The sequence below is a fragment of the Aeromonas sp. BIGb0405 genome (assembly GCF_024807335.1).
Classification (GTDB): domain Bacteria; phylum Pseudomonadota; class Gammaproteobacteria; order Enterobacterales; family Aeromonadaceae; genus Aeromonas; species Aeromonas rivuli.
On sequence record NZ_JANUEP010000004.1, the window covers coordinates 111,205 to 135,020 of the forward strand.

20 protein-coding genes and 6 tRNA genes are annotated in these 23,816 nt (G+C 58.5%); 8 read left to right on the forward strand and 18 right to left on the reverse strand.

Annotated features, from left to right (window positions below):
• The first annotated feature begins 111 nt into the window (after window positions 1-111).
• Entirely contained in the window at window positions 112-927 is an 816-nt protein-coding gene (gene pbpG, locus M2366_RS11685) for a D-alanyl-D-alanine endopeptidase (RefSeq protein WP_370736606.1), read from the forward strand.
• Between the two features lie 497 nt (window positions 928-1,424).
• On the opposite strand, the gene M2366_RS11690 is transcribed toward pbpG, so the two are convergent.
• From M2366_RS11690 to M2366_RS11745, 12 genes are all read right to left on the reverse strand, one after another.
• Window positions 1,425-1,501, reverse strand: a tRNA-Arg gene (locus tag M2366_RS11690).
• Window positions 1,502-1,530: 29 nt separating this feature from the next.
• Window positions 1,531-1,607 (reverse strand) — tRNA-Arg (locus tag M2366_RS11695).
• A gap of 28 nt (window positions 1,608-1,635) precedes the next feature.
• A tRNA-Arg gene (locus M2366_RS11700) sits at window positions 1,636-1,712 on the reverse strand.
• A 26-nt stretch (window positions 1,713-1,738) separates the two neighbouring features.
• Window positions 1,739-1,815 (reverse strand) — tRNA-Arg (locus M2366_RS11705).
• 101 nt (window positions 1,816-1,916) lie between these two features.
• Window positions 1,917-1,993, reverse strand: a tRNA-Arg gene (locus tag M2366_RS11710).
• A 3-nt stretch (window positions 1,994-1,996) separates the two neighbouring features.
• Window positions 1,997-2,089, reverse strand: a tRNA-Ser gene (locus M2366_RS11715).
• Window positions 2,090-2,302: 213 nt separating this feature from the next.
• Window positions 2,303-2,491 (reverse strand): carbon storage regulator CsrA, encoded by a 189-nt coding sequence (gene csrA / locus M2366_RS11720; protein WP_005315760.1) that lies wholly within the window; start codon window positions 2,489-2,491, stop codon window positions 2,303-2,305.
• Window positions 2,492-2,575: 84 nt separating this feature from the next.
• A complete protein-coding gene (locus tag M2366_RS11725; RefSeq protein WP_042041641.1) occupies window positions 2,576-3,832 on the reverse strand; it encodes an aspartate kinase in 1,257 nt (418 codons plus the stop codon).
• A gap of 17 nt (window positions 3,833-3,849) precedes the next feature.
• Entirely contained in the window at window positions 3,850-6,474 is a 2,625-nt protein-coding gene (gene alaS / locus M2366_RS11730; RefSeq protein WP_259269817.1) for an alanine--tRNA ligase, read from the reverse strand.
• Window positions 6,475-6,960: 486 nt separating this feature from the next.
• Window positions 6,961-7,458 carry a regulatory protein RecX gene (locus M2366_RS11735; protein WP_404972798.1) on the reverse strand — a complete coding sequence of 166 codons (498 nt, stop codon included), beginning with the start codon at window positions 7,456-7,458 and terminating at the stop codon, window positions 6,961-6,963.
• Between the two features lie 49 nt (window positions 7,459-7,507).
• Complete coding sequence (recA, locus tag M2366_RS11740) at window positions 7,508-8,572, reverse strand: recombinase RecA (protein ID WP_042041645.1); 1,065 nt, start codon at window positions 8,570-8,572, stop codon at window positions 7,508-7,510.
• Window positions 8,573-8,648: 76 nt separating this feature from the next.
• Complete coding sequence (locus M2366_RS11745) at window positions 8,649-9,140, reverse strand: CinA family protein (RefSeq protein WP_224432012.1); 492 nt, start codon at window positions 9,138-9,140, stop codon at window positions 8,649-8,651.
• A gap of 172 nt (window positions 9,141-9,312) precedes the next feature.
• Here M2366_RS11745 and mutS point away from each other — a divergent pair, with 172 nt between their 5' ends.
• Window positions 9,313-11,895 (forward strand): DNA mismatch repair protein MutS, encoded by a 2,583-nt coding sequence (gene mutS / locus M2366_RS11750; protein ID WP_259269818.1) that lies wholly within the window; start codon window positions 9,313-9,315, stop codon window positions 11,893-11,895.
• A 110-nt stretch (window positions 11,896-12,005) separates the two neighbouring features.
• On the opposite strand, the gene M2366_RS11755 is transcribed toward mutS, so the two are convergent.
• The gene (locus tag M2366_RS11755; protein ID WP_259269819.1) at window positions 12,006-13,607 is read right to left on the reverse strand and encodes a BCCT family transporter; all 1,602 of its coding nucleotides are present in this window, start codon (window positions 13,605-13,607) and stop codon (window positions 12,006-12,008) included.
• Between the two features lie 9 nt (window positions 13,608-13,616).
• Window positions 13,617-14,144 (reverse strand): hypothetical protein, encoded by a 528-nt coding sequence (locus M2366_RS11760; protein ID WP_042041649.1) that lies wholly within the window; start codon window positions 14,142-14,144, stop codon window positions 13,617-13,619.
• Window positions 14,145-14,305: 161 nt separating this feature from the next.
• On the opposite strand from M2366_RS11760, the gene M2366_RS11765 reads away from it, so the two are divergent.
• Complete coding sequence (locus M2366_RS11765) at window positions 14,306-14,776, forward strand: MarR family winged helix-turn-helix transcriptional regulator (protein WP_224432009.1); 471 nt, start codon at window positions 14,306-14,308, stop codon at window positions 14,774-14,776.
• A 57-nt stretch (window positions 14,777-14,833) separates the two neighbouring features.
• Here the strand turns inward: M2366_RS11765 and M2366_RS11770 are convergent, their stop codons facing one another.
• Entirely contained in the window at window positions 14,834-15,415 is a 582-nt protein-coding gene (locus tag M2366_RS11770) for a YjaG family protein (RefSeq protein ID WP_042041651.1), read from the reverse strand.
• Window positions 15,416-15,576: 161 nt separating this feature from the next.
• Here M2366_RS11770 and M2366_RS11775 point away from each other — a divergent pair, with 161 nt between their 5' ends.
• Window positions 15,577-16,521: a D-2-hydroxyacid dehydrogenase gene (locus M2366_RS11775; RefSeq protein WP_259269820.1), complete on the forward strand. Its 945-nt coding sequence runs from the start codon at window positions 15,577-15,579 to the stop codon at window positions 16,519-16,521.
• Window positions 16,522-16,615: 94 nt separating this feature from the next.
• Here the strand turns inward: M2366_RS11775 and mepM are convergent, their stop codons facing one another.
• Entirely contained in the window at window positions 16,616-17,953 is a 1,338-nt protein-coding gene (gene mepM, locus M2366_RS11780) for a murein DD-endopeptidase MepM (RefSeq protein WP_042041653.1), read from the reverse strand.
• A gap of 259 nt (window positions 17,954-18,212) precedes the next feature.
• Here mepM and M2366_RS11785 point away from each other — a divergent pair, with 259 nt between their 5' ends.
• On the forward strand, window positions 18,213-19,514 hold the full coding sequence (locus tag M2366_RS11785; RefSeq protein WP_259269821.1) for a LapD/MoxY N-terminal periplasmic domain-containing protein: 1,302 nt from the start codon (window positions 18,213-18,215) through the stop codon (window positions 19,512-19,514).
• Entirely contained in the window at window positions 19,511-20,452 is a 942-nt protein-coding gene (locus M2366_RS11790) for a TAXI family TRAP transporter solute-binding subunit (protein WP_259269822.1), read from the forward strand. The genes M2366_RS11785 and M2366_RS11790 overlap by 4 nt, the downstream gene beginning before the upstream one ends.
• On the opposite strand, the gene M2366_RS11795 is transcribed toward M2366_RS11790, so the two are convergent.
• On the reverse strand, window positions 20,447-21,121 hold the full coding sequence (locus tag M2366_RS11795) for a transglutaminase-like cysteine peptidase (RefSeq protein ID WP_224432005.1): 675 nt from the start codon (window positions 21,119-21,121) through the stop codon (window positions 20,447-20,449). The genes M2366_RS11790 and M2366_RS11795 overlap by 6 nt on opposite strands.
• Window positions 21,122-21,170: 49 nt before the next feature.
• Window positions 21,171-22,082: a zinc ABC transporter substrate-binding protein ZnuA gene (gene znuA, locus M2366_RS11800; protein ID WP_259269823.1), complete on the reverse strand. Its 912-nt coding sequence runs from the start codon at window positions 22,080-22,082 to the stop codon at window positions 21,171-21,173.
• A 93-nt stretch (window positions 22,083-22,175) separates the two neighbouring features.
• Between znuA and znuC the strand changes: the two genes are divergently transcribed.
• Window positions 22,176-22,934 carry a zinc ABC transporter ATP-binding protein ZnuC gene (gene znuC, locus M2366_RS11805; protein WP_042041662.1) on the forward strand — a complete coding sequence of 253 codons (759 nt, stop codon included), beginning with the start codon at window positions 22,176-22,178 and terminating at the stop codon, window positions 22,932-22,934.
• Between the two features lie 89 nt (window positions 22,935-23,023).
• Window positions 23,024-23,803, forward strand: a complete 780-nt coding sequence (gene znuB, locus M2366_RS11810) for a zinc ABC transporter permease subunit ZnuB (RefSeq protein WP_042041663.1) — start codon at window positions 23,024-23,026, stop codon at window positions 23,801-23,803.
• Window positions 23,804-23,816: the final 13 nt, after the last annotated feature.

Here is a 23,816-nt window from a genome sequence, read left to right on the forward strand (position 1 = left end):
ATCACGATTATTAATAAAATAGCCCCCAGCGACCTTGTAAAGCCGCAGCAAAAATGCGTGAATCTACCGCCTTTTTCTGGAGTTGGATGGAGTAGTCGTATGAGGGGTCAGATGCGCACCTTGACGTTGTTGAGTACATTGGCCAGCCTCTTGCTGCCCGCCCTGGTCATGGCCGCGCCCAATCCTGCCAAACTGCAATTGCAGTCGAGCAGCGCCCTGGTGATGGAGGTTGGCAGCGGCAAGACGCTCTATCAGAAGAACGCGACCAGTCGCCGCCCCATCGCCTCCCTCACCAAACTGATGACGGCGCTGGTGGTACTCGATGCCAGGCAGGATCTCAACCAGACCCTCACCGTCAACAGCAACGATCGCGATGCCATCAAGCACACCTATTCCCGGGTGCGCATGGGCACCAAGATCAGTCGTCGCGATGCCTTGCATCTGGCACTGATGTCTTCGGAAAACCGCATGGCCTCGGCGCTGTCTCGCCATTACCCGGGAGGGCGTGCCGCCTTCGTGCGGGCCATGAACACCAAAGCCAAACAGTTGGGGATGCGCAACAGCCGCTTCCATGATGCCACCGGCCTCTCCAGTGCCAATGTCTCCACCGCCCAGGATCTCGCCAAGCTGATCGCGGCCGCCTATCGCCAGCCGCTGATCCGCCAGTTCACCCAGGATAGCGAGCAGGAGATGCGCTTCGCGGTGCCCGGATACAGCCTGCACTTCAACAACACCAACCCCCTGGTCAAGAACCAGGATTGGGATGTGCGTCTCTCCAAGACCGGCTTTACCAATGAAGCGGGCCGCTGCCTGCTGATGCGTGCCAAACCGGACAACAAGGAGCTGGCCATTGTCCTGCTCAACTCCTTTGGCAAGCGCACTCCCATAGGAGATGCCAACCGCATCCGCAAGTGGCTCAAAACCTGAGTAGAAGCTCGTTTGGCTCGATCTGACCCAAAGAGGGATGCCACGGCATCCCTCTTTGCTTATCCGCCCTGGCTGGCTCCCGCGTCAGCACAATGCTTGCCCTGGCCCACCCGCCACCGATTTCCCCCCTCCCCTCGCCGCCACACACCTTGCCTGAAGAGAGCCCAGGCCTGGGCACTATTCCCGGCCGGCTCAAGGCGCAAAGGGTCGCTGAGCCATGCCAGAAGGGGGAACGCCTGGAGAGTGGGGCAGGGCCAGCAGAACGCCGCCCATGGCCTTGCGCGGGGCTCTGGGAAGGGAGTACACCCTTGGATAGCGCCACAAGCCACAAGGCTCGCTGATAGGGGTTGCGATGAAGGATGGGCTGGCGGGCAGCAGGGTTGTCAGCCCCTCTTCCCGGTATGCGACAAGCGAGGGCCACGGGAGTGACAGGGATTGGAGTGGGCCTGAAAGGATCCATAAAAAAACAGCCTCGACCTGAGTCGAGGCTGTCTGTATGGTGCGCCCGGGAGGATTCGAACCTCCGACCACCTGGTTCGTAGCCAGGTACTCTATCCAGCTGAGCTACGGGCGCTCATCAACTTTTGACATTGCTTCTTAATATGGTGCGCCCGGGAGGATTCGAACCTCCGACCACCTGGTTCGTAGCCAGGTACTCTATCCAGCTGAGCTACGGGCGCTCACAAACTTTTTGTACTGCTTTCAATATGGTGCGCCCGGGAGGATTCGAACCTCCGACCACCTGGTTCGTAGCCAGGTACTCTATCCAGCTGAGCTACGGGCGCTCATAAACTTTTGGTGTTGCTTTAAATGGTGCGCCCGGGAGGATTCGAACCTCCGACCACCTGGTTCGTAGCCAGGTACTCTATCCAGCTGAGCTACGGGCGCCCTGTTTTTAAAGCGATAAAAAAAGCTTACTTATCAGTAAGCCTTTTCTAAAGTGTCAACTTGCTGATGGTCAACACATGACTCTTGCTTGAGTCTTAATATGGTGCGCCCGGGAGGATTCGAACCTCCGACCACCTGGTTCGTAGCCAGGTACTCTATCCAGCTGAGCTACGGGCGCAAATGGCGGAGAAGGGGGGATTCGAACCCCCGATGCGGGTATAAGCCGCATACTCCCTTAGCAGGGGAGCGCCTTCAGCCTCTCGGCCACCTCTCCGTTTGCGGGGCTGATAATACTTCACAGGGATTTTTAGTCAAACACTTTTTTGGAGAAAAAAGCCTGTTCGCTCAGCATTTGGTCAAAGAGCGGAATATTCAAACAAAATCGATACTTATCCCACTGTTTACGCCCCTGACGGGCAGGTTGAGCCCTCCAGAAAAACAAAAGGCGACACTGAGGTGTCGCCTTGATGCAGCTATGAAAAGCGGCTTAGAAGTTGGGTTGGCCCGGTACTTTCTCGGCCTGTATCCGCATGTAGATCTCTTCGCGGTGTACAGAGACTTCTTTCGGTGCGTTGACGCCGATACGGACCTGGTTGCCTTTCACGCCCAGTACGGTCACTGTCACTTCATCACCTATCATCAGGGTTTCCCCTACACGACGAGTCAAAATAAGCATTCGCTTGCTCCTGTATTCTGTTTTGTATTTGTATCGATAATCGACATTATCTTACAAAGATACCGATATGGTAAATGGTTGAAACTAAATCAATCCGGGATTGTTACCCAGAGGCTGTTCACTCGGCTCCTGATCCAGCCCGAAGGCCCCATGCAGGGAGCGTACTGCCAGCTCCAGATACTTCTCGTCAATCACCACGGAAATCTTGATCTCTGAGGTTGAAATCAACTGCATGTTGATCCCCTCCTCACCCAATACCTTGAACATGGTGCGGGCCACGCCAGGATGATTCCACATCCCCACCCCGACAATAGAGACCTTGGCTATCTCACCATTGCCCTGAACACAGGCGGCGCCAAGCTCGCTGGCCGTCAGCTCAAGCAGAGCACGGGCACGGCGATAGTCATCGCGATTCACCGTGAAGGTAAAGTCTGCAGTGCCATCCCCCAACGTATTCTGAACAATCATGTCCACGTCGATATTGGCATCGCTGATAGGGCCGAGGATCTGAGCCGCAACGGTGGGCCTGTCCGGCACCCCCAAAATGGTCAGACTGGCCTCATTGCGGTTGAACGCAATGCCCGATACCAGGGGAGCTTCCATCCTCTCACCTCCATATGTGATTAAGGTTCCCTCGCCATCGATAAAGCTCGACAGCACCCGTAATGGTACCCGGTACTTTCCTGCAAACTCCACCGAACGGATCTGCAGCACCTTGGCCCCCAGGCTCGCCATCTCCAGCATCTCCTCGAAGGTGATGGTCGAGAGGCGCCGTGCCTTGGGTTCGATGCGCGGATCCGTGGTATAGACACCGTCCACATCGGTGAAGATATGACACTCATCGGCCTTGAGGGCCGCCGCAATCGCCACCGCTGTAGTGTCGGAACCACCCCGGCCCAGGGTCGTGATGGCATTGTGCTCATCACGACCCTGGAAGCCTGCCACCACCACCACCTTGCCACTGGCCAGCTCGCCTTGCAGCGATGCGGTATCTATGTGGGTGATCCTGGCCTTGCCATAGGCCGAATCGGTGTGGATGCGCACCTGATCCCCGGTCATGGAGACGGTCTGGCAGCCACGGCGGTTCAGCGCGATGGCAAGCAGGGCAATGGTGACCTGCTCGCCGGTGGAGACCAGCACATCCATCTCGCGCCGATTGGCGTCAGGATCCAGCTGCTGGGCCATGCCCAGCAAACGGTTGGTCTCCCCCGACATGGCGGAGACCACCACCACCACATCATGCCCCTGCAGTCTGGTATGAGCGACCCGCTCAGCGACCGCTTCGATCCGCTCCAGGGTGCCAACCGAGGTGCCACCGAACTTCTGTACATAGAGTGCCACAGATCACCTCGCCCTAATTAGAGGCGCTCTTCCAGCCAGGAGTGAACGGATTGCAGTGCCGCCGGCACGGCCTCCGGTTGAGTGCCGCCCGCCTGCGCCATGTCAGGACGACCGCCCCCCTTGCCGCCGACCTGCTGGGCAACCAGATTGACCAGCTCACCCGCCTTGACCTTGCCAGTCAGATCCGACGTGACGCCAGCGATCAGGTTGACCTTGCCTTCATCACTGGTGGCCAGCAGCACGACGCCGGACTTCATCCGATTCTTCAGCTCGTCCAGCATGCCGCGCAGGGACTTGGGATCCACGTCATCCAGTGCGGCTACCAGCACCTTCTGGCCCTTGATCTCGATGACCTGGCTCAGCAGGTCACTGCCCGCCTGGGCTGCCAGCTTGGCCTTGAGCTGCTCCAGCTCGCGCTCCATCATCTTGGACTTGTCCAGCAGTTGACGCACCTTGCTACCCAGGGAGAACTGATCGCCTTTGATCAGCGCAGCCGCTTCTTCAATCTGCTCGGCCAACTGGTGCATGAAATCGATGGCACTCTTGCCGGTCACGGCTTCGATACGGCGGATACCCGCCGCTATGCCGCTCTCGGCGATGATCTTGAAGAAACCGATGTCGCCGGTACGCCTGGCATGGGTACCACCACACAGCTCGGTGGAGTAATCGCCCATGCGCACTACCCGCACGTCATCTTCGTATTTCTCGCCAAACAGTGCCATGGCACCAGCGGCTTTGGCCGCCTCCAGATCCATCACCTGGGTAGCGATGTCATGGTTGGCGCGGATCTGGGCGTTGACCAGCTCCTCGATGCGACGAATGGTCGCCATGGTCAAGCCTTCGAAGTGGGAGAAGTCAAAACGCATCCGCTCGGCACCGACCAGGGATCCCTTCTGGGTCACATGATCCCCCAATGCCTGACGCAGGGCCGCATGGAGCAAGTGGGTCACCGAGTGGTTCAGCGCCACGGCCTGACGGCGTTCTTCATCGACTTCTGCCACCACGGCGGCACCCTCTTCCAAGGTACCCAGCTCCAGATAGCCGGTATGGATAATGGCTTTACCCGCCTTGCGAGTGTCGGTCACCGCGAAGATACCGTCATCCACCTTGATGATGCCGGTATCGCCCACCTGACCGCCGGACTCGGCGTAGAAGGGTGTCTTCTCGAGTACCACAACCGCCTCTTCACCCGCGATGAGGCCACTCACCTGGACGCCATCTTTGTAGATGGCCAGCACACGGGTCTGCTCGGTCAGGGCCTGGTAACCGGTGAAGGGGGTCTCGAAGTCGAGCTTGAGCACATCGTTGTAATTGACACCGAAGCTGGAGGCCTCTTTGGCGCGAGCACGCTGCTTCGCCATCTCGGTGTGGAAACCCTCTTCATCGATACCGATCTCGCGCTCACGCACCACATCGGCGGTCAAATCCGCCGGGAAACCATAGGTGTCATACAGCTTGAACACCACGTCACCCGGGATCACTTTGGCATCCCCCAGGTTGGCCAGCACATCTTCGAGCAGCAACAAGCCCCTGTCCAGGGTGCGGACAAACTGCTCCTCTTCGATGCGCAGTACCCGCTCGACCAGGGAGAGCTGAGCGCTCAACTCGGTGGCCACGTCTTTCATCTGCACGGCCAGCTCGGCGGCCAGCTTGTAGAAGAAGACATCGGTGGCACCCAGCTTGCGGCCATGGCGCACGGCGCGACGGATGATGCGGCGCAGTACATAGCCACGCCCCTCGTTGGAGGGCATGATACCGTCGCCAATCAGGAAGGCGCAGGAGCGGATGTGATCGGCGATGACGCGCAGGGACTGATTGCTCAGATCCTCGGTGCCCACTATCTCGGCCGCCTTCTTGATCAGTGCCTGGAAGATGTCGATCTCATAGTTGGAGTGCACGCCCTGCATGATGGCAGCGATACGCTCCAGCCCCATGCCGGTGTCCACGGAGGGACGCGGCAGCGGTTCCATGGTGCCATCGACCTGGCGGTTGAACTGCATGAAGACCACGTTCCAGATCTCGATGAAGCGATCGCCATCTTCTTCCGGTGAGCCGGGAGGGCCGCCCCAGATATGATCGCCATGGTCGTAGAAGATCTCGGTGCAGGGACCGCAAGGACCCGTATCACCCATCTGCCAGAAGTTATCGGAGGCAAAGGCTGCGCCCTTGTTGTCACCGATGCGCACGATGCGATCGGTCGGCACGCCAATCTCTTTGGCCCAGATCTCGAAAGCTTCGTCATCGGTCTCATAGACGGTGACCAGCAGGCGCTCTTTGGGCAGCTTCAGGGTGCCAGTCAGGAACTCCCAAGCGAAGCGGATAGCATCCTGCTTGAAGTAATCGCCGAAACTGAAGTTACCCAGCATCTCGAAGAAGGTGTGGTGACGCGCGGTATAACCCACGTTTTCCAGATCATTGTGCTTGCCGCCCGCACGTACACAGCGCTGGGAGCTGGTCGCCCGGTTGTAGGCGCGCTTGTCGGCACCGAGGAAGACATCCTTGAACTGATTCATCCCTGCATTGGTGAACAGCAAGGTTGGATCGTTGTGCGGGACCAGTGAGCTGGACGACACCACCTGGTGCCCCTGGGAGCGGAAGTACTCGAGAAACGCGTTGCGGATCTCTGATGTGGACATATACATGGAAAATCCTGCTTGATTCAGATACGGACTTTTAATCGCCTTAATGTAAGTTTTCTACGGGGCAAAGTAAAACCCACAGGCCCCTTGGCCCCGAAAAAGCCGGTGAAAAGAGACCCCAGGCGACATGCAAGGCATAACGCCCTAAAAAAGCGGCGGGCTGGGCTCAGATCCAGGCTGACGAGAAACCCGAACATGCAGCGCAGACTCCCCAAAAGCGGCAAGACAGGCCCATGACGATCACCAGCGGACAGCGTCACGACGCCATAGCCTAGAAGGTTGGCCAGGAAGCCGTAACCAAGATGTCACGGCCAAAACGTCAAAGACACAACGCCAAAGAGAGAGAAGCAGGGGTGGCCGGCGGCAGATCAGGGAAGGGCGCACGGCGGCAGGGAACAAGAGGCATGAGCCTCACACCAAGAAGGGATTGACTTAACGTGACGAGGGAAAGCGCAACTCCCGGCCTGAGCAAGCCATCATGCTTGCCATTCAGTCGTCGTCCGCCTCGCTCTCGGCCAGCAGAGTATCCAGAGCATAACGGGCCTGATCCTGATTGAAACCTCGCCCCAGAAGATACTTGAGCCACTTCATCCGCACCTTGAACTCCTTGAGAACAGCACCATCGGTGCGGCGCTGCAACAGGGCAAGGGCCAGCTCGAACCAGTCCAGTTCGGGTTGATCAAACGCCAGCTCCAACTCGGTATCACTGAGCCCCTTGCGGCGCAGATCGAAGCGGATCTTGGTGGGACCATGCCCCTTGGCCGCTCCGGCCCGCACCGCCATGGCGCCATAACGCTCATCGGATACCCACTGGTGATCGCGGCAATAATCGAGCACCGCCTGACTCACGGCCTCATCATAGCCCCGCTTGCGCAGGCGCATCAGCAGCTCGGACTCGGCACTCTCCCGCCTGCCCAGACTGCGCATGGCGTAGGCGCGGGCGGCGGCGAATGTTTCTTCAAATGACAACTCAGGCTGTTCCGTCATGGCTCCCTCGCCCATAAAAACAAGGCCGGGGGTTAGCCCGGCCTGTCTGTTACTCAAATTCTTGTTCGTCTTCGGGCTCAAGCTCGTCGAGAGCGGCCACTGGAGCTTTCTCGTTTGGCCCCCCGTCCTTGGCCAGCAGCAGCTCACGCAGTCTGGCTTCGATTTCGGCAGCCATCGTCTTGTTCTCGGCAAACAACTTCATGACGTTGGCCTTGCCCTGGCCTATCTTCTCGCCATTGTAGCTATACCAGGCACCGGCCTTGTCGATCAGCTTGTGCTTGACGCCCAAGTCCACCAGCTCGCCCTCTTTCGAGATGCCCACGCCGTAGAAGATCTGGAACTCGGCCTGTTTGAAGGGCGGGGCCACCTTGTTCTTGACGACCTTGACGCGGGTCTCGTTACCGACCACCTCGTCCCCTTCCTTGATGGCGCCGATCCGGCGGATATCCAGGCGTACTGAGGCGTAGAATTTGAGGGCGTTACCACCCGTGGTGGTCTCGGGGCTGCCGAACATGACGCCGATCTTCATGCGGATCTGGTTGATGAAGATACACAGGCAGTTGGCATTCTTGATGTTGGCAGTCAGCTTGCGCAGCGCCTGGGACATCAAGCGAGCCTGCAGGCCGACGTGGGAATCCCCCATCTCGCCTTCGATTTCAGCCTTGGGCGTCAAGGCGGCAACGGAGTCGACGATGATGACGTCGACCGCGTTGGAACGCACCAGCATGTCACAGATTTCCAGCGCCTGTTCGCCGGTATCCGGCTGGGAGATCAGCAGGTCATCGACGTTGACGCCCAGCTTGGCGGCATAGATGGGATCCAGCGCGTGCTCGGCATCGACGAAGGCACAGGTCTTGCCCTTCTTCTGGGCCTCGGCAATGACTTGCAGCGTCAGGGTCGTCTTGCCCGATGATTCCGGGCCATAGATCTCGACCACACGACCGCAGGGCAGACCGCCGATGCCGAGCGCCACGTCCAGGGAGAGGGAGCCGGTAGAGATGGCTTCAATGTCCATGGTCTTGCTGTCGCCCAGACGCATGATGGAGCCTTTACCAAACTGTTTCTCAATCTGACCCAGCGCTGCCGCCAGTGCCTTCTGCTTGTTCTGATCCATGCCAATCTCCGCTGGAAATCGTGATAAGGTGAAGTTGGGCTAAGTATACTGTCTATTCATACAGTATCAACCCCTTTTACTTGAGCAGGGCCAAGAGACCTGACAGGGCTTGTCTGATCGCCTGTTGTCGCACCTGATGGCGATCCCCTTCGAAACGGGCAAGCAGCGAGCGCTGACGCCCTCCCTGCTCGGCCCAGGCAAACCAGACGGTGCCGACCGGTTTATCCTCAGACCCCCCGCCCGGCCCCGCGATCCCGCTGATGGCGACGCTGATGCGGGCGTCGGATCGCGCCAGGGCGCCCCTGGCCATTTCCAGTACCACGGCCTCACTGACGGCGCCGTGACGCACCAGGCTGTCGACACTGACCCCCAGCATCTGTTGTTTGGCCTCATTGGTGTAGGTGACGAAGCTGCGATCGAACCAGGCCGAGCTGCCCGCTATCTCGGTGATGGCATAGGCAACCCCGCCCCCGGTGCACGATTCTGCGGTGGCAGCCAGCCAGCCACGGCCGATGAGGGCCGGGCCCAGCTCCTCGGCAAGGCAAACAATCTCTCTATCAAGGGTCATGGCACCTCCCGTTATCGAGCCTGCATTATGCTATCCCGGCCCGGGCTATCGCAACAAAGTCAGCCTTGGGCACCATCATGTTGGGTTCCCCCCATCCCCGCCTTCTGTGTAGAATGGCCCCCCATAATAGCCGTATCTGCACAGGCCACTCGGCCACCATCCGGGATCGAACATGAACGCATTATCCGCCCAAACAGGGGCTCCCAACGCAGCCCTTAGCCAACACACGCCCATGATGCAGCAGTACCTGGGCCTCAAGGCCGAGAACCCTGAGATACTGCTGTTCTACCGGATGGGCGACTTCTATGAGCTCTTCTATGACGATGCCCGCCGGGCGGCGCAGCTGCTCGACATCTCCCTGACCAAGCGTGGTCAATCCGCCGGCACTCCCATTCCCATGGCAGGGGTGCCCTATCACGCCATCGAAGGCTATCTGGCCAAGCTGGTGCAACTCGGCGAGTCGGCCGCCATCTGTGAACAGGTGGGGGATCCGGCCACCAGCAAGGGGCCGGTCGAGCGCAAGGTGATCCGTATCGTTACCCCGGGCACCGTCTCCGACGAGGCGCTGCTCAATGAGCGCCAGGACAACCTGATCGCCGCCCTCTATCACGATGGTCGTCAGTTCGGTTTTGGCACTCTGGATATCAGCTCGGGCCGCTTCTTCATCAATCAGTTCGACAAGGAAGAGACGCTACTGGCCGAGTTGCAACGCACCAACCCGGCCGAGTTGCTCCATCCGGAATCTTTCGCGTTCATGCACCACATAGCGGGACGCCGCGGCCTGCGCCGTCGCCCCGAGTGGGAGTTTGAACTGGGCACGGCCCGCAAATTGCTGTGCCAGCAATTTGGCACTCAGGATCTGGTGGGCTTTGGGGTCGACAAGAGTGAGGTAGCCCTGTGCGCCGCCGGCTGCCTGATGCAGTACGTGAAAGACACCCAGCGCACCGCCCTGCCTCACATTCGTGGAGTCAGGCTTGAGCAACCGGATCACGCCGTCATCATGGATGCCGCGACCCGCCGCAACCTGGAGTTGACCCAGAATCTGGCCGGCGGCTACGAAAATACCCTGAGCGAAGTGCTGGATCGCGCCCAGACCCCCATGGGCAGCCGTTTGCTCAAGCGCTGGTTGCATCAGCCGATCCGCGATCGGGTGCTGCTGCGCGGCCGCCAGAGCACCATATCCGAGCTGATAGAAGCAAACCTCTATGACGAGCTGGGTGCCCTGCTGCGCCAGGTTGGCGACATGGAGCGGGTATTGGCCCGCCTCGCCCTGCGCTCCGCACGCCCTCGGGATCTGACCCGTCTGCGCCAGGCGTTCACCCAGCTGCCACACCTGCAAGCCTTGCTGGCAGGCAGCCAGCACGAAGCGGTGCAGCGACTGCGGGATCGCGCCGCCTGCTTCCCGGAGCTGCTGGATCTGCTGGAGCGGGCCATCATGGAGACCCCGCCTGTACTGATCCGCGATGGCGGCGTCATCCGCGAGGGCTTCAACAGCGAGCTCGACGAAATCCGCGATCTGGCCGATGGGGCCACCGCCGTACTGGGTCGCATCGAGGAGCGGGAGAAGCAGGAGACTGGCATCAACACCCTTAAAGTGGGTTACAACAGGGTGCATGGCTTCTTCATCGAGGTGAGCCGGGCCAACAGCCACCTGGTGCCCGCCCACTACATCCGCCGTCAGACCCTGAAAAACAATGAGCGATACATCATCGATGAGCTCAAAAAATACGAAGATCAGATCCTGACCGCCCAGAGTCGCGCTCTGGCCCTGGAAAAACGGCTCTATGAAGAGCTGCTCGACACCCTGCTGCCCCATCTCGCCGAGCTGCAAGAGTCCGCCGCCGCCCTGGCCGAGCTGGACGTGCTGGCCAACCTGGCGGAGCGAGCCGAGACCCTCAATTATCAGTGTCCGACCCTGACCGACGAGGATCAGATCCTGATCGAGGGCGGCCGCCACCCCGTGGTGGAGCAGGTCATGAAGGATCCCTTCATCGCCAATCCGGTCAGTCTGAAACAGGGCCGGCAGATGTTGATCATCACGGGCCCCAACATGGGGGGTAAGTCTACCTATATGCGCCAGACCGCCCTCATCGTGCTGCTGGCGCACATTGGCGCTTATGTGCCGGCCGACAGCGCCCGCATCGGCCCCATCGATCGCATCTTCACCCGCATCGGCGCCTCGGACGATCTTGCCTCGGGCCGTTCCACCTTCATGGTGGAGATGACCGAGACCGCCAATATCCTCAACAATGCCACGGCCCAGAGTCTGGTGCTGATGGACGAGATAGGTCGCGGTACCAGCACCTATGATGGTCTCTCCCTGGCCTGGGCCTGTGCCGAACAGCTGGCCAGCAAGATAGGGGCCTACACCCTGTTTGCCACCCACTACTTCGAGCTGACCAAGCTGCCCGACTTGCTGCCAAACCTTGCCAACGTCCATCTGGATGCGGTGGAGCACGGCGACACCATCGCCTTCATGCATGCGGTGCAAGAGGGCGCGGCCAGCCGCTCTTACGGCCTGCAAGTCGCAGCCCTGGCCGGGGTGCCCAAGTCGGTGATCCATCAGGCGCGCCACAAGCTGGCCGAGCTGGAACGTGGCACTCCGCTGCTGACGGGCGAAGCGGGCAGCCTCCCTCCACCGCAGCCCTTGCCACAGTCTCACCCGGCCGTGGAGGAACTGGCACAGATACGCCCGGATGACCTCTCCCCCCGCCAGGCCCTGGAGCTGATCTATCGCCTCAAGCAACTGCTCTGACAGCGGCGTGACTCCCAGAACGGGAGCTGCGCAAGCTCAAACAAAAGGGGAACCCGTCGGGTTCCCCTTTTTTGGATGAGATGCCTGCATTCACAGGCATCAGGGCATCATCAGGTGCCCGGGCCTATACGCTCTTTCAGGCTCATATAGCTAGAGCCATCATGTCGTTTCAGGTTCTGTCGGTACTCGACCTGCCGCTGGCTCTCTTGCTTGAGACCGAGGATCAGCGAGTAGCACATGGCCAGCATGATCACCGAGAAGGGCAAGGCGGCGATGATGCTGGCGGCCTGCAAGGCAGCCAATCCTCCCGACATCAGCAAGATGGCCGCGACCAGCCCCTGACCTATGCCCCAGACGGCGCGGTGACGTATCGGCGGCTCGCTCTCACCAATGGAGAGCAGGGTCGTGATCACCAGGGTGCCCGAGTCACAGGAGGTGATGAAGTAGGTACAGATCAGCAGGGTCAGGATCCCCTTGGCAATCAGGCCCACAGTGCCCCAATCCAGCATGTCTACCGTCTTGTAGAGGGCCTGGGTCACATCCTGGTTGACGGCCTCGGCCACACCGCCCGCACCGAACAACTCCAGATGAATGGCGGTACCGCCAAACACCGTCAGCCAGAACATGCCTAACAGAGAGGGCACCAGCAGCACGCCCAGGATGAACTCACGTATGGTACGCCCCTTGGAGATGCGGGCGATAAACATGCCAACAAAGGGGGCCCAGGCAATCCACCAGCCCCAGTAGAAGGCGGTCCAGGAGGATTGCCAGGCAGAGGTGCCGTTCGCCTCGGTGTTGGTCCAGAAACTCAACTTGATGAGGTTTTGCAGATAGTCACCGATGTTCTGCACATAGGAGTTGAGGATGTAGGTGGTCGGCCCCATCACGACAAACACCAGCAAGATCAGGATGCTGAGCCAGACGTTGAGCTCAGACAGTATCTTGACCCCACGCCCCACCCCCGAGACTGCCGACAGGGTAGCGATGAGGGTGATACCCGCAATGAGCCACAGCTGATTGGTCTGGGAGACGTCCATCCCAACGAGCTGATTGAGACCCGTGTTCATCTGGGCAACCCCCAGGCCGAGGGAGGTGGCGACTCCGAACACTGTACCGAACACCGCCAGCACATCGGCGGCATGACCCCAGAAGCCATATATCCTGTCACCCAGGATCGGGTAGAGCACGGAACGAATGGCCAGGGGCAACTTGCGTCTATAGCTGAAAAACGCCAGGGAGAGACCGACGATCGCGTAGATGGCCCAGGGGTGCAGCCCCCAATGATAGAAAGTAACCCGCATGGCAATCTGCGCCGCCTCGGGGGTCATGCCCTTTTCGATGAAAGGGTTGGCCTGCAGATGGAACATCGGCTCGGCGATGCTCCAGAACACCAGCCCTATCCCCATGCCGGCACTGAACAGCATGGAGAACCAGGCGAAGTAGCCATACTCTGGCTCCTGATCATCATCCCCCAGGCGGATGCTGCCAAAGCGGCTGAACATCAGATAGATGGCAAAGAACAGGAAGAGCGCCACCACCAGGATGTAATACCACTTGAAGCTGGCGATGATGGTGTCTTTGGCGCCACTGAACCAGGCTGCCGCCGTGTCCGGATCGAAGACCCCGAATAGCAGAAAGAGGGTGATCACGGTCAGGGCCGTGGTCGCCATGGTTGAATTAAGGCCTTTGAATATCCCTTTGGTCGCTCTCATTGACCCTCCTTAGTCCTGATTGTAAAAATCTTCACCGACATGGTCACCGGCGCCGCCGATGGCCCGATAGACCAGCTTGCCGGCACTGTCGTCACGATGATCGACCAGACTGACCGAAGGCTGACCATTTACCGCATGGCGTTTACCAAGGAAGATCGCCATGGGGATACCGATGTTGGAGATACCGCTACTGATCCAGAGGCGGTTGAAGTCATAGCTACCGCCAATGAACTCGAGCTGGGCCAGACCGTTGTCCAGACCGGAGAGGTAGAAGTTCATGGCGCTCTCATTGGGGAACAGATGCACCAGCACATAGGCATACCGCATCTCGTTGACCAGCTCCTTGAGGGTGAAGCGGCCGGTGTTGGTACAGGAGAGAGGGAGCTCACCATCATAGTGGTGTACTTTGAGGGTGTTAGGATCCTCATCGTAACGGGGTTGATAGCGAATGAACGCAGAGGTGTCGGGCAACTCATAGCGCACACGCACCACGGTTAACTCGCTAACCAGAGACTTGATGTCCAGATCGTTTGTCATCATCTTGTTCCTCAAATATCAGGTTTAAATTTGGTAAAGGCCGCATAAAATACCATAAAAATGCTTTGAGCTGAAACTAAGTCATTCATAGGCCACTTGACCCAAGCATTGATTAGTTCGAGAATCCGCTCCCAACAACGCCTCTTTAGTGGTCTGATACCATGGAAAAACATGATGAAGTCTTGGTCGCGCTGCGCCAAATCATTCGAGCCATCGATATGCACTCGAAGCGGTTGATCAAGGAGGCGGGTCTAACGGCACCACAATTATTGCTGCTCAAAGGAATAAATGAGTTGGGGCAGATCTCGATGCGCCAGCTGGCCAACCACACCAATATGAGTCAGGCGACCGCCACCACCATCATGGACAGGCTGGAAAGCCGCGGCCTGGTGCAGAGAGTTCGCAGCCAGACCGATAAGCGCAAGGTACATGCCACCCTGACCGAACAGGGTCAATTGCTGCTGGCTCAGGCTCCGACCCCCCTGCAAGTTCACTTTATTCAGCGCTTTCAGGCGCTGGAAGTGTGGGAGCAGACCCTGTTGCTCTCTTCCCTGCAACGCATCTCCCACATGATGAATGCCAGCGGCATAGATGCCGCCCCCGTGCTGAGCGTGAATCCCCTCACCGACTGAAGGTGCATATGAAAAAAGCCCCGACGGGGCTTTTTTCAATCTCATCGCACTATCGTCTTACTCTTCCAGCGAGATACCGATATTGGAGACGCCGTCCTGGGCCGCAAAGGCTTTGATGGCGAGGATCCGGTCGCTGTCACGCTCGTGAGCAACTCGCTTGAGCAACTCGACCTGGAACTCCAGTTCCGCCTCCATGTATTCATGCTCGTAGAGCTCTTCTTCGGTGAGATCCCGCTCTTCCAGCAGTTCGATGAAACCGGCTACCGTCCCGACCGAGGCGTGACTGGCATCCATGGCCTCTTCACCCACCCGGCAGATCACCGAGTTATAGGCACAGCCCAAGGCCACGCAGGCATCCAGTGCCGGATAGGCGCCGTAGGATTCGAATTTGCCTGGCTCGGGGATATAGACCTCAAACGCCTCCAGAATAGCCCCCAGGTTGACCCGGGAGCTCTTGACCGTGAGGTAGCTCCACATCTGATCCAGGGCATGGCGATAGGCCTTGGCATCACCAAAGCCCGAGGCCTGGGCGAACAGGGCATAGTTCGGATACATACGCTCGGCCAGGGCCAGGGTATAGACGGTTTGCTGCCAAGGTTGTAACTCGGCCAGTCGCTTATAAAACTTGTCACCAAACACGGCAGGAGATCCTTCATAAAATGTGGGGCAGATTGTAGCCCACGGGGGGACGCGGCGAAAACGAAAAAGCGAGCTGGTCGACGTTGTTGCCCTGGCAAGTCGGGTAAGATGAAGAAAGCGGCCTCCCCTCCCTCGCCGCACGCCTTATGAGGAATTCGCCAATGAGCCAACGTACCCTGCTGCTGCTCAGTCAGGACAATGCCCACTACCAGCGCCTGTTGCAGGCCGCTCGCCTGCCGCATCTTCGCATCCTGCGAGCCGACAGCCCAAGTGAGGCAGAGCCCCTCATCGGCGAGGCTCACATCCTGCTCGCCGAACCTGCTCGTGCCAAACCCTTGCTGGCCCGGGCACACAAGCTGAGCTGGCTGCAATCGAGCTACGCAGGCGTTGATGTACTGCTGGGCAACGATTGCCGTCACAATTATCAGCTCACCAACGTGCGCGGCATCTTCGGCCCCCTGATGAGTGAATATGTGTTCGGCCACCTGCTCAGCCTGACCCGTCATCTGCCCTGCTACCAAGAGCAACAGGCGCAGCAACATTGGCAGAGCCACCCCTATCAGGGACTCAAGGGCAGGACACTGCTGGTGCTTGGTACCGGCAGCATAGGCCAGCATATCGCACAAACCGGCAAGCATTTCGGCATGCGGGTGCTCGGTGTCAGCCGCAGTGGCCATGAACGGGCAGGCTTTGATGAGGTGTACCAGCTGGCCGCCCTCAATCGATTACTGGGCCAGAGCGATGTGATAGTGAGCGTGTTGCCAGCGACCCGCGAGACGCACCATCTGTTCACCCGGGAGCGCTTCGAACACTGCAAGCCCGGCGCCATACTGTTTAATGTCGGTCGTGGCAGCGCTATTCACACTCAGGATCTGCTCGATGCCCTGGCGAGCGGCAAGCTTGCCCAGGCAGTACTGGATGTCTTCGAGCAAGAACCCTTGCCCGCCGACAGCACGCTCTGGTCGACCCCCAACCTCATCATCACCCCCCATAACAGCGCCTACAGCTTTCCCGAAGACGTGGCCCAGATTTTCGTGCGCAACTATATCCGCTTCATCGATGGCCAGCCTCTGGATGGTCGCATCGACTTCGACAAGGGCTATTGAGCCCCCAAGCCCAAGGCGGGACAGCCGCCAATAAAAAAGAGCCCGACGGGCTCTTTTTTATTGCAATCAGAGGGATCTTGGCCGTCACGGGAACTCAACTCACCAAGAGCTCTTTCTTGTAAGACTGCACCTTGGCCAGGAACTGGCGCTTGGCCTTGCCGCTCAGGGCTTCGGACATGGGCAACTTGACCGTCATGGGGTTAACGGGGCGGTTGTTGAGTCGTACCTCATAGTGCAGATGCGCCCCCGTGGATCGCCCTGTGTTGCCGGACAGGGCTATCCTGTCACCCATCTTCACCCGCTGACCCGGTTTGACCAACAGCTTGCTCAGGTGCAGGTAACGGGTGCTCAGGGTGCGACCATGCTTGATCACCACATAGGTGCCAGCCAAGGGGTGACGGGTCGCCTTGACGACCACGCCATCCCCGGTTGCCAGCACGGCCGTGCCGACCGGTACGGCGAAATCCGTACCTTCATGAGGGCGCACCATGCCAGTGATGGGATGGCGGCGGGCCGGATTGAAGGTAGAGCTGATGCGATAGCGGCTGTGGGTTGGATAGCGGCGGAAACCGCGCTCCAGGCTCTGTCCCTGGGCATCGTAATAGTTGCCATCTTCCGCCAGCCAAGCCGAGAAACTCTTGCCATTGCTGAGTACTTCGACCCCGAGCAGCTGGCTGTTGCCGGTATTTTTGCCCTGCACCGTCTCCTGCTGCATCAATACCTTGAACTTGTCACCCTTCTTCAGATCGCTGGCAAAATTGAGGCGCCACTGAAACAAGTTGGCAATCTTCTTGATGTGGCTGGCCGGGACGCCGGCATTACGGGCGCTGACGTAGAAACTGCCATTGATGACGCCATTGAAGTTCTGTTTTTGCCACTCCACGGCCTCGGTGACCATGTTGGCACTGTAGTTGTCATCGACCCGCTTGAGCTCAAGAGACTGCTTGATATTGAGCCGGATCTTCATCTCTTGCAGTATGTTGTCCTGATCGATCAGCAGCTCTATGGTCTGCCCTGGCTTGAGGCGGGCCAGATTGTTCTTGCTGTCTGCATCCAGCACCTTGTACAGAGTGGTGGTCGACAGGCCAAGGGTGTTGAAGATGGTGGTGAGGTTCTCACCATTGCGAACCCGGTAGTCTTGCCACTCGGGGCCAGTATCGGCGGGAATGTCATCCTCGGGGGCCACGGGATCGATCAGCTCATGATCCGGGATGGCGTTAAATTCGGTGTTGTCTTCATTGGTGGCGGTGCCATGAGCCGAAATGGGCAGTTCCAGGCGCAGTGGGCGCTCCAGAATATCCCCTGGCGCAGGCAGTATGGCCACTGCCGACAGGGTCAATCCCGTCAGCAACAACATGGCATAAAAATGTTTGCGGGGAACCGGTGGTTCCCAGTTGGCAGCACTGGCTACCAAGGGACGAAGACGTTTCATCCGCTATCCTGTCATTAGTTCTGAGAGTGTTATTGGGTCGTGTCGTTGTTATAAAATCGCATAAAGCTGCACATTCGACCCATGATTTCGTGAAAAGTTCACTGCAAGACGCACCAAAAACACATTTTATTCATAACCTGTGGTTTTTGGCAGAAAATATCATCACTTTTCTCCCATTTTTTCCTACTTTTAAGAACCAGATCAGATCCTGATCGACCCGCCAAGGGCCATGTTGCGCAACTTTTTCCAGGGAGTGGATATGTCGTTAGCGAAATTGTTAAACAGGATCATCCTCGTCCTGTTTCTGATTGGCGCCGCTCTACTGTTCATGCTCGAAATCACCACGGTCCGCCAATCCATCCTCGACCAGATGTCAGCCAATCTTGAAACGGCCATCACAGCTCTCGGTCTGGTGTTGCAGGGTACCTTGCTCAATGAAGACAAGGTATTGGCTGAAACCATCGTCAATGCCATGTTTGACGGTGGTTTCGTCAGTGCCATCACCCTAGTCGACCCGGATGGCCAGATGCTGTTCCACAAGGTCTTTACCAGTACCCAGCAGAGTATCCCGGCCTGGTTGCCCAGTCTCATCGCCATGCCGCCGGTCAAGGTCGAACAGGAGTTGACCGACGGCTGGCGCATGCTGGGGACACTGACGCTGGAGGGACACAGTGGCTACGCCTACCAACACCTGTGGAATGCCGTCAGCCGCACTGGCCTGGCGCTGCTGGGCGGCCTGATCATTTTCAGCCTGCTCATTCCCTGGATCTGCAAGCGTCTGTTGCGCCCACTCACCGAGATCAATCAGCAGCTGAGCCTGATCCGCAAGCGTCAATATGGCGCTGAGTTGCCCATCCCTTGGCTCAAGGAGCTCAAGGATGTGGCCAGCTCGGTCAACCAGCTCGTCTCGGAGCGCAAACGGGACATGCTGCAACAGCGGCTCAAGATCACCCAGCTAGGCAAGCAGCAGGAGGCAAGCAGCCATCTTCCCCTGATCAACCTTCACCCTGTGGATGAGGAGTGGCAACAACAGCATTTTTACTCCACCCAAGGGGACATACTGCTCTATCGGCGCTTGTTGCCCCGCCAGCCATTCTCTGGCGAGATGCCTCTCATCAAGTTGCAGCAAGCCATCACTTACTGGCTAGGTCAGGAATGTGAAGGGCTCTCCCTGCCGCTCAGTCTGCTCAGTCATCCTCAATGGCCCCAATTGCAGAACGGACTCATCAAGGCGCCCAAGGGGAGATTCATCGACTGGCGTTGGGATATAACCACCCTGCCAGCCAGTGCCATGGCCACCTTCATGGCACTGGAAGGCGCGGGACTGGAGTTGGCCTTTAGCGGCATTCCCATCAACAACGAGGTGCTGAACCAGCTCGACCCTGTCTATCCCGCGTTCATCAGCCTTGCTGTCACCAACTCTCCCCTCTACTGGAATCTGGTCAGCCAGAGTCTCCATGGATCCGGCTATACCTTGCTGGCAGAGGCCAGCTCCATCACTGACATCAACATATTGCGGGCCTGGGGTGTCGATGGCTACGCCACTGGAGCATCATCATGAAAATCCTGCCCCTGCTCCCTCTGCTACTGGTGCCATCCTTGCAGGCAGCCACCCACATCGAGATAGGCACGGGATCCGAACAAGGCATCTACTACCAGATGGCCAAGGAGTTCTGCCGCCTGGCCCATGAGCAGGATGAGAGCCTCAGCTGCCGACCCAATGCAACAGCGGGATCCCTGGAAAATCTGAAGCAGTTGAAAGAAGGGGAGAGTGACTACGCCATAGTCCAGTCAGACTGGCTATTTCAGGCCAGCAAAGGGGTCGGCGCCTTTGAAGGGGTTCCTCAAGCTCACTTGAGAACCCTGTTCGCCACTCACGCCGAGCCCTTCACCCTGGTGGTTCGGGCCGATGGCGACATCACTCGACTCGAACAGCTCAAACTGGCACCTATCGACTTTGGTTTGAAGCATTCGGGCACCCGCAAGACGGCACTGGCGCTGATGGCACTGCTGGGCGTCAAGGAGCAGGATCTCGATCTGAAGAGCGTTGCCAACCTGCCAGAATCCTTGTGCAACAAGCAGATTGATGCTTTCGCGCTGGTGATAGGCCATCCGAACCGCATGACCCTAGAAGCGGCGAAACGCTGCCCCATTACCTTTTTGTCCATAGAGGGCGAGCTACGCGACCGGTTCATCAAGGGCCTCCCCTACTATCAGCGCAGCCAGATCCCGGCACGCATCTATCCTGGTAACCCCAAGCCAGTCCCAACCTTCGCCATCGCCGCAACCTTGGTCAGTCGGGAGGATGTCCCGGAGGATCAGGTCTATCGGCTCACCAAAGCCATGCTGAATCAACAGATCCAGTTCAACGAACAGACATATGGCTACGCCAATCTGTTTCACCGATCGCGCAACAAGATAGGTCCGGTGCTGATGGCGCCTCAGCATCCCGGAGCCGCCCGCTATTTTGCGGAGCTCAAGGCAGCTGGGAAGTTATAGCTGGCGACGGGGGGAGCGCAGATGCTCGCTGGAGAAGCGGGTTTTCATGGAGGTCCATTGGGCCAGTCGATCGGCACTGCCCGCCAGGGTTCCATCACGGCGTGATTTCATGACCCAGATGCTCTTGGCATCGAAGCTGTAGACGGGAATGAGATCGGGACGTTTACTGCCTGGCAATATGCTGCTTTTGATGTTGTCCAGCACCAAAGGATCGGCCTTGGGAGTGGGGAAGTAGAGCGTCACCATATGAAACGCGTTGTAATCAACCGCCTTGACATAGGCGAGGCGCAGTTTCTTCTCTTCGACACCCAGTTCCATCAGGGTGTAATACTTGGCAATGCTGTAATCCTCACAATCCCCTCCCCGGGCACCGATGAATTCGAGCGGGTTGGCCCAATAATCATCCATGCCCCACAACCTGGGATCCTCACTATAAGTGAGATTATTGAAGTAGTTGTTTACCAAGACAATTTTCTGCTGATCAGTGGTGCCAGCCCGAGGGCTCAGCAGACGGGCATACGCCTCTGCCCGCTTCACTGCCGCCTTGCCATAGACATCGGCCATCTTGGCTTGCAACTGGGGTTCGGCCAGATAGGTGGAAAGCTGGGAAGCCTGCAGTGGCAAGCTGACCAGCAAGCCACTGCATATCAACAGAGAGATCCTTCTCATTTAAACGGTGCTCATTAAATCGTGTTGATGGTCAGTATAGACACCCCATCTAATGGCATTGTGCAAAGCCATCGGCCAATTGCTGCATAAATTGTGGATAGGCATCCGGTCCTGACACCACGTCCTCCCCGACCTCATCGAGCAACAGTACCTTGGCGCCGGTATTACGGGCTACCGACTCGATCACCGCCGGCGAGAACTGGGGTTCGGCGAAGATGCAGTTGGCCTTCTTCTCCTCCAGTGCCTTGCGAATCTCGACCAGAGTCCGGGCACCAGGACGTCGCTCAGGGCTGACGGTAAAGTGGCCTCGGGAACGCATGCCATAATGACGCTCCCAATAACCATATGCCTCGTGAAACACGAAATAACCTTGCTGACTGACGGCCTTCATTTGCGGCGCGATGGCTTGCTCTTTCTCGGCCAATTTGCGGTTGAAGGTGATCAGATTCGCCTGGTAGCGGGCCTCATTGGCCGGATCCTGGGCACTCAAGGTATCCGCCAGCGCCTGGGCTATCACCCTTACCTGATCCGGGCCCAGCCAGATGTGGGGATCCACCCCCTCATGATGGTGGCCTTCGTGACCTTCATGGCCGTGATCGTCATGATCATGCCCCTCATGAGACTCGCCTGCCTGGTTGGCATAATCAAACAATGGCATGCCCTTGACCCGGGTCAGGGTCAGCACGTGGGGAAGACCTGCCAAGGGTTTGCTCATGAAGCCTTCCAGCTCAGGGCCGACCCAGACCACCAGATCCGCCTGCTGGATGGCACGAATGTCCGAGGGACGCAGAGAAAAGTCATGGGGAGAGGCGCCGGTCGGCAGCAATACCTGGGGCTCACTGACCCCATCCGTGATGGCTGCGGCGATGAAACCCAAGGGTTTGATGGTGGTCAAGACTGTGGTGGCACGCACCGGCAGGCTGATCATGAGCAGCGCGGTGAGCAGGGCAAGAATTCGCATAGGGATCTCGTCAGGACAGATGAATGTGATAATATAACAGAAAACGCGACTGTTATATTATAACTCTCACTGGCTGTAAACCCCGGAGCTGTCATGACCCAACTGGTGGAGCTGAAGCACGTCTGTCTCTCATTTGACGGACGTCTCGTGCTCGACAAGGTCTCCTTTACCCTCAATAAAGGCAAAATCACCACCCTTGTCGGTCCCAATGGTGCGGGCAAGAGCACCCTCAGCAAGCTGGTACTGGGCCTGCTCAAGCCCGATTCCGGGCACATTGTGCGCAGTGGCGGGCTCAGGGTCGGTTATGTGCCACAACGACTTTACCTGGATCCCACACTGCCGCTCACCGTGCGCCGCTTCCTGCAGCTCGGCAAGAACGGTCGCCTCTCCATTGAAGAGGCCCTTGCCCGGGTCGGTGGCCAGAGTCTGCTCGATAACCGAATGCAGAAGCTCTCCGGCGGTGAAATGCAACGGGTACTGCTGGCCCGCGCCTTATTGGTCAAGCCGGAGCTGCTGGTACTGGATGAACCCGTACAAGGGGTCGACATCAATGGTCAGATCGAACTCTATGCCCTCATCGGCAAGCTGGCGGCCGAGTTCGACTGCGCCGTGCTCATGGTCTCCCACGACTTGCACCTGGTCATGGCGAGTACCCATGAGGTGATTTGCCTGAATGGTCACATCTGCTGCCATGGGGAACCGGAAAGCGTGGCCCGCCATCCGGAGTTTGCCCGCCTGTTCGGCCGACCCGAGCAGGAGGTGCTGGCCGTCTATACCCACCATCACCACTGCGATGGCCAGCATGAACATGCCGAGCCTGCCCCGCTCATCCGCCTGCCGTCACGCAAATAAGCCGACGAGAATGCAAAGCACGGATAAATATGGCGCCAAACCAGGCCTGAACCTCCTTTGGCCAACCGACTGCAAGTAAGGATCTTAACGTGGACAGCTTTCTGTTATATGCCCTCGCCGCCGGTCTCGGCATCGCCCTCCTGGCCGGGCCCCTGGGCAGCTTCGTGGTGTGGCGCAAGATGGCCTATTTTGGTGACACCCTCTCCCATGCCTGCCTGTTTGGCATAGCACTCGGCATCTTGCTGCAAGTGGATCTCACCCTGGCGGTGGTGGTCTGCTGCCTCGCCATGGCCATGTTGTTGGTGGTCATGAGCCGCAATCAGCAGGTCGCGACCGATACCCTGCTCGGCATCCTGGCCCACAGCGCCCTCTCCCTGGGACTGGTGACCTTGAGTTTCATGGACAATGTCCGCGTCGATCTGATGGCCTATCTGTTTGGCGATCTGCTCTCGGTCCAGCCGGTGGATCTGGTCTGGATCTACGGCGGTGGCGCCCTGGTACTGCTCACCCTGTGGCGACTCTGGGATCCCCTGCTCTCCATGACCATCTCGGAAGAGCTGGCGCGGGTGGAAGGGGTGAGGGTCGATGTGCTGCGCTGCGTGTTGATGCTGCTCATTGGCCTGGTAATCGCGGTGGCCATGAAATTCGTCGGGGCGCTGATCATCACCTCCTTGCTGATTATCCCGGCGGCAACGGCACGCCGCTTCAGCCAGACCCCGGAGCAGATGGCAGGCCTGGCCGCCCTGATCGGGTGTTTGGCCGTGCTGGGAGGCCTGAGCCTCTCCTGGTTCCAGGATACCCCGGCAGGCCCGTCCGTGGTGGTCTGCGCCACCAGTCTGTTCGTGCTGAGCCAGTTCAAGAAGGCCTGATGGTCAGCTATCC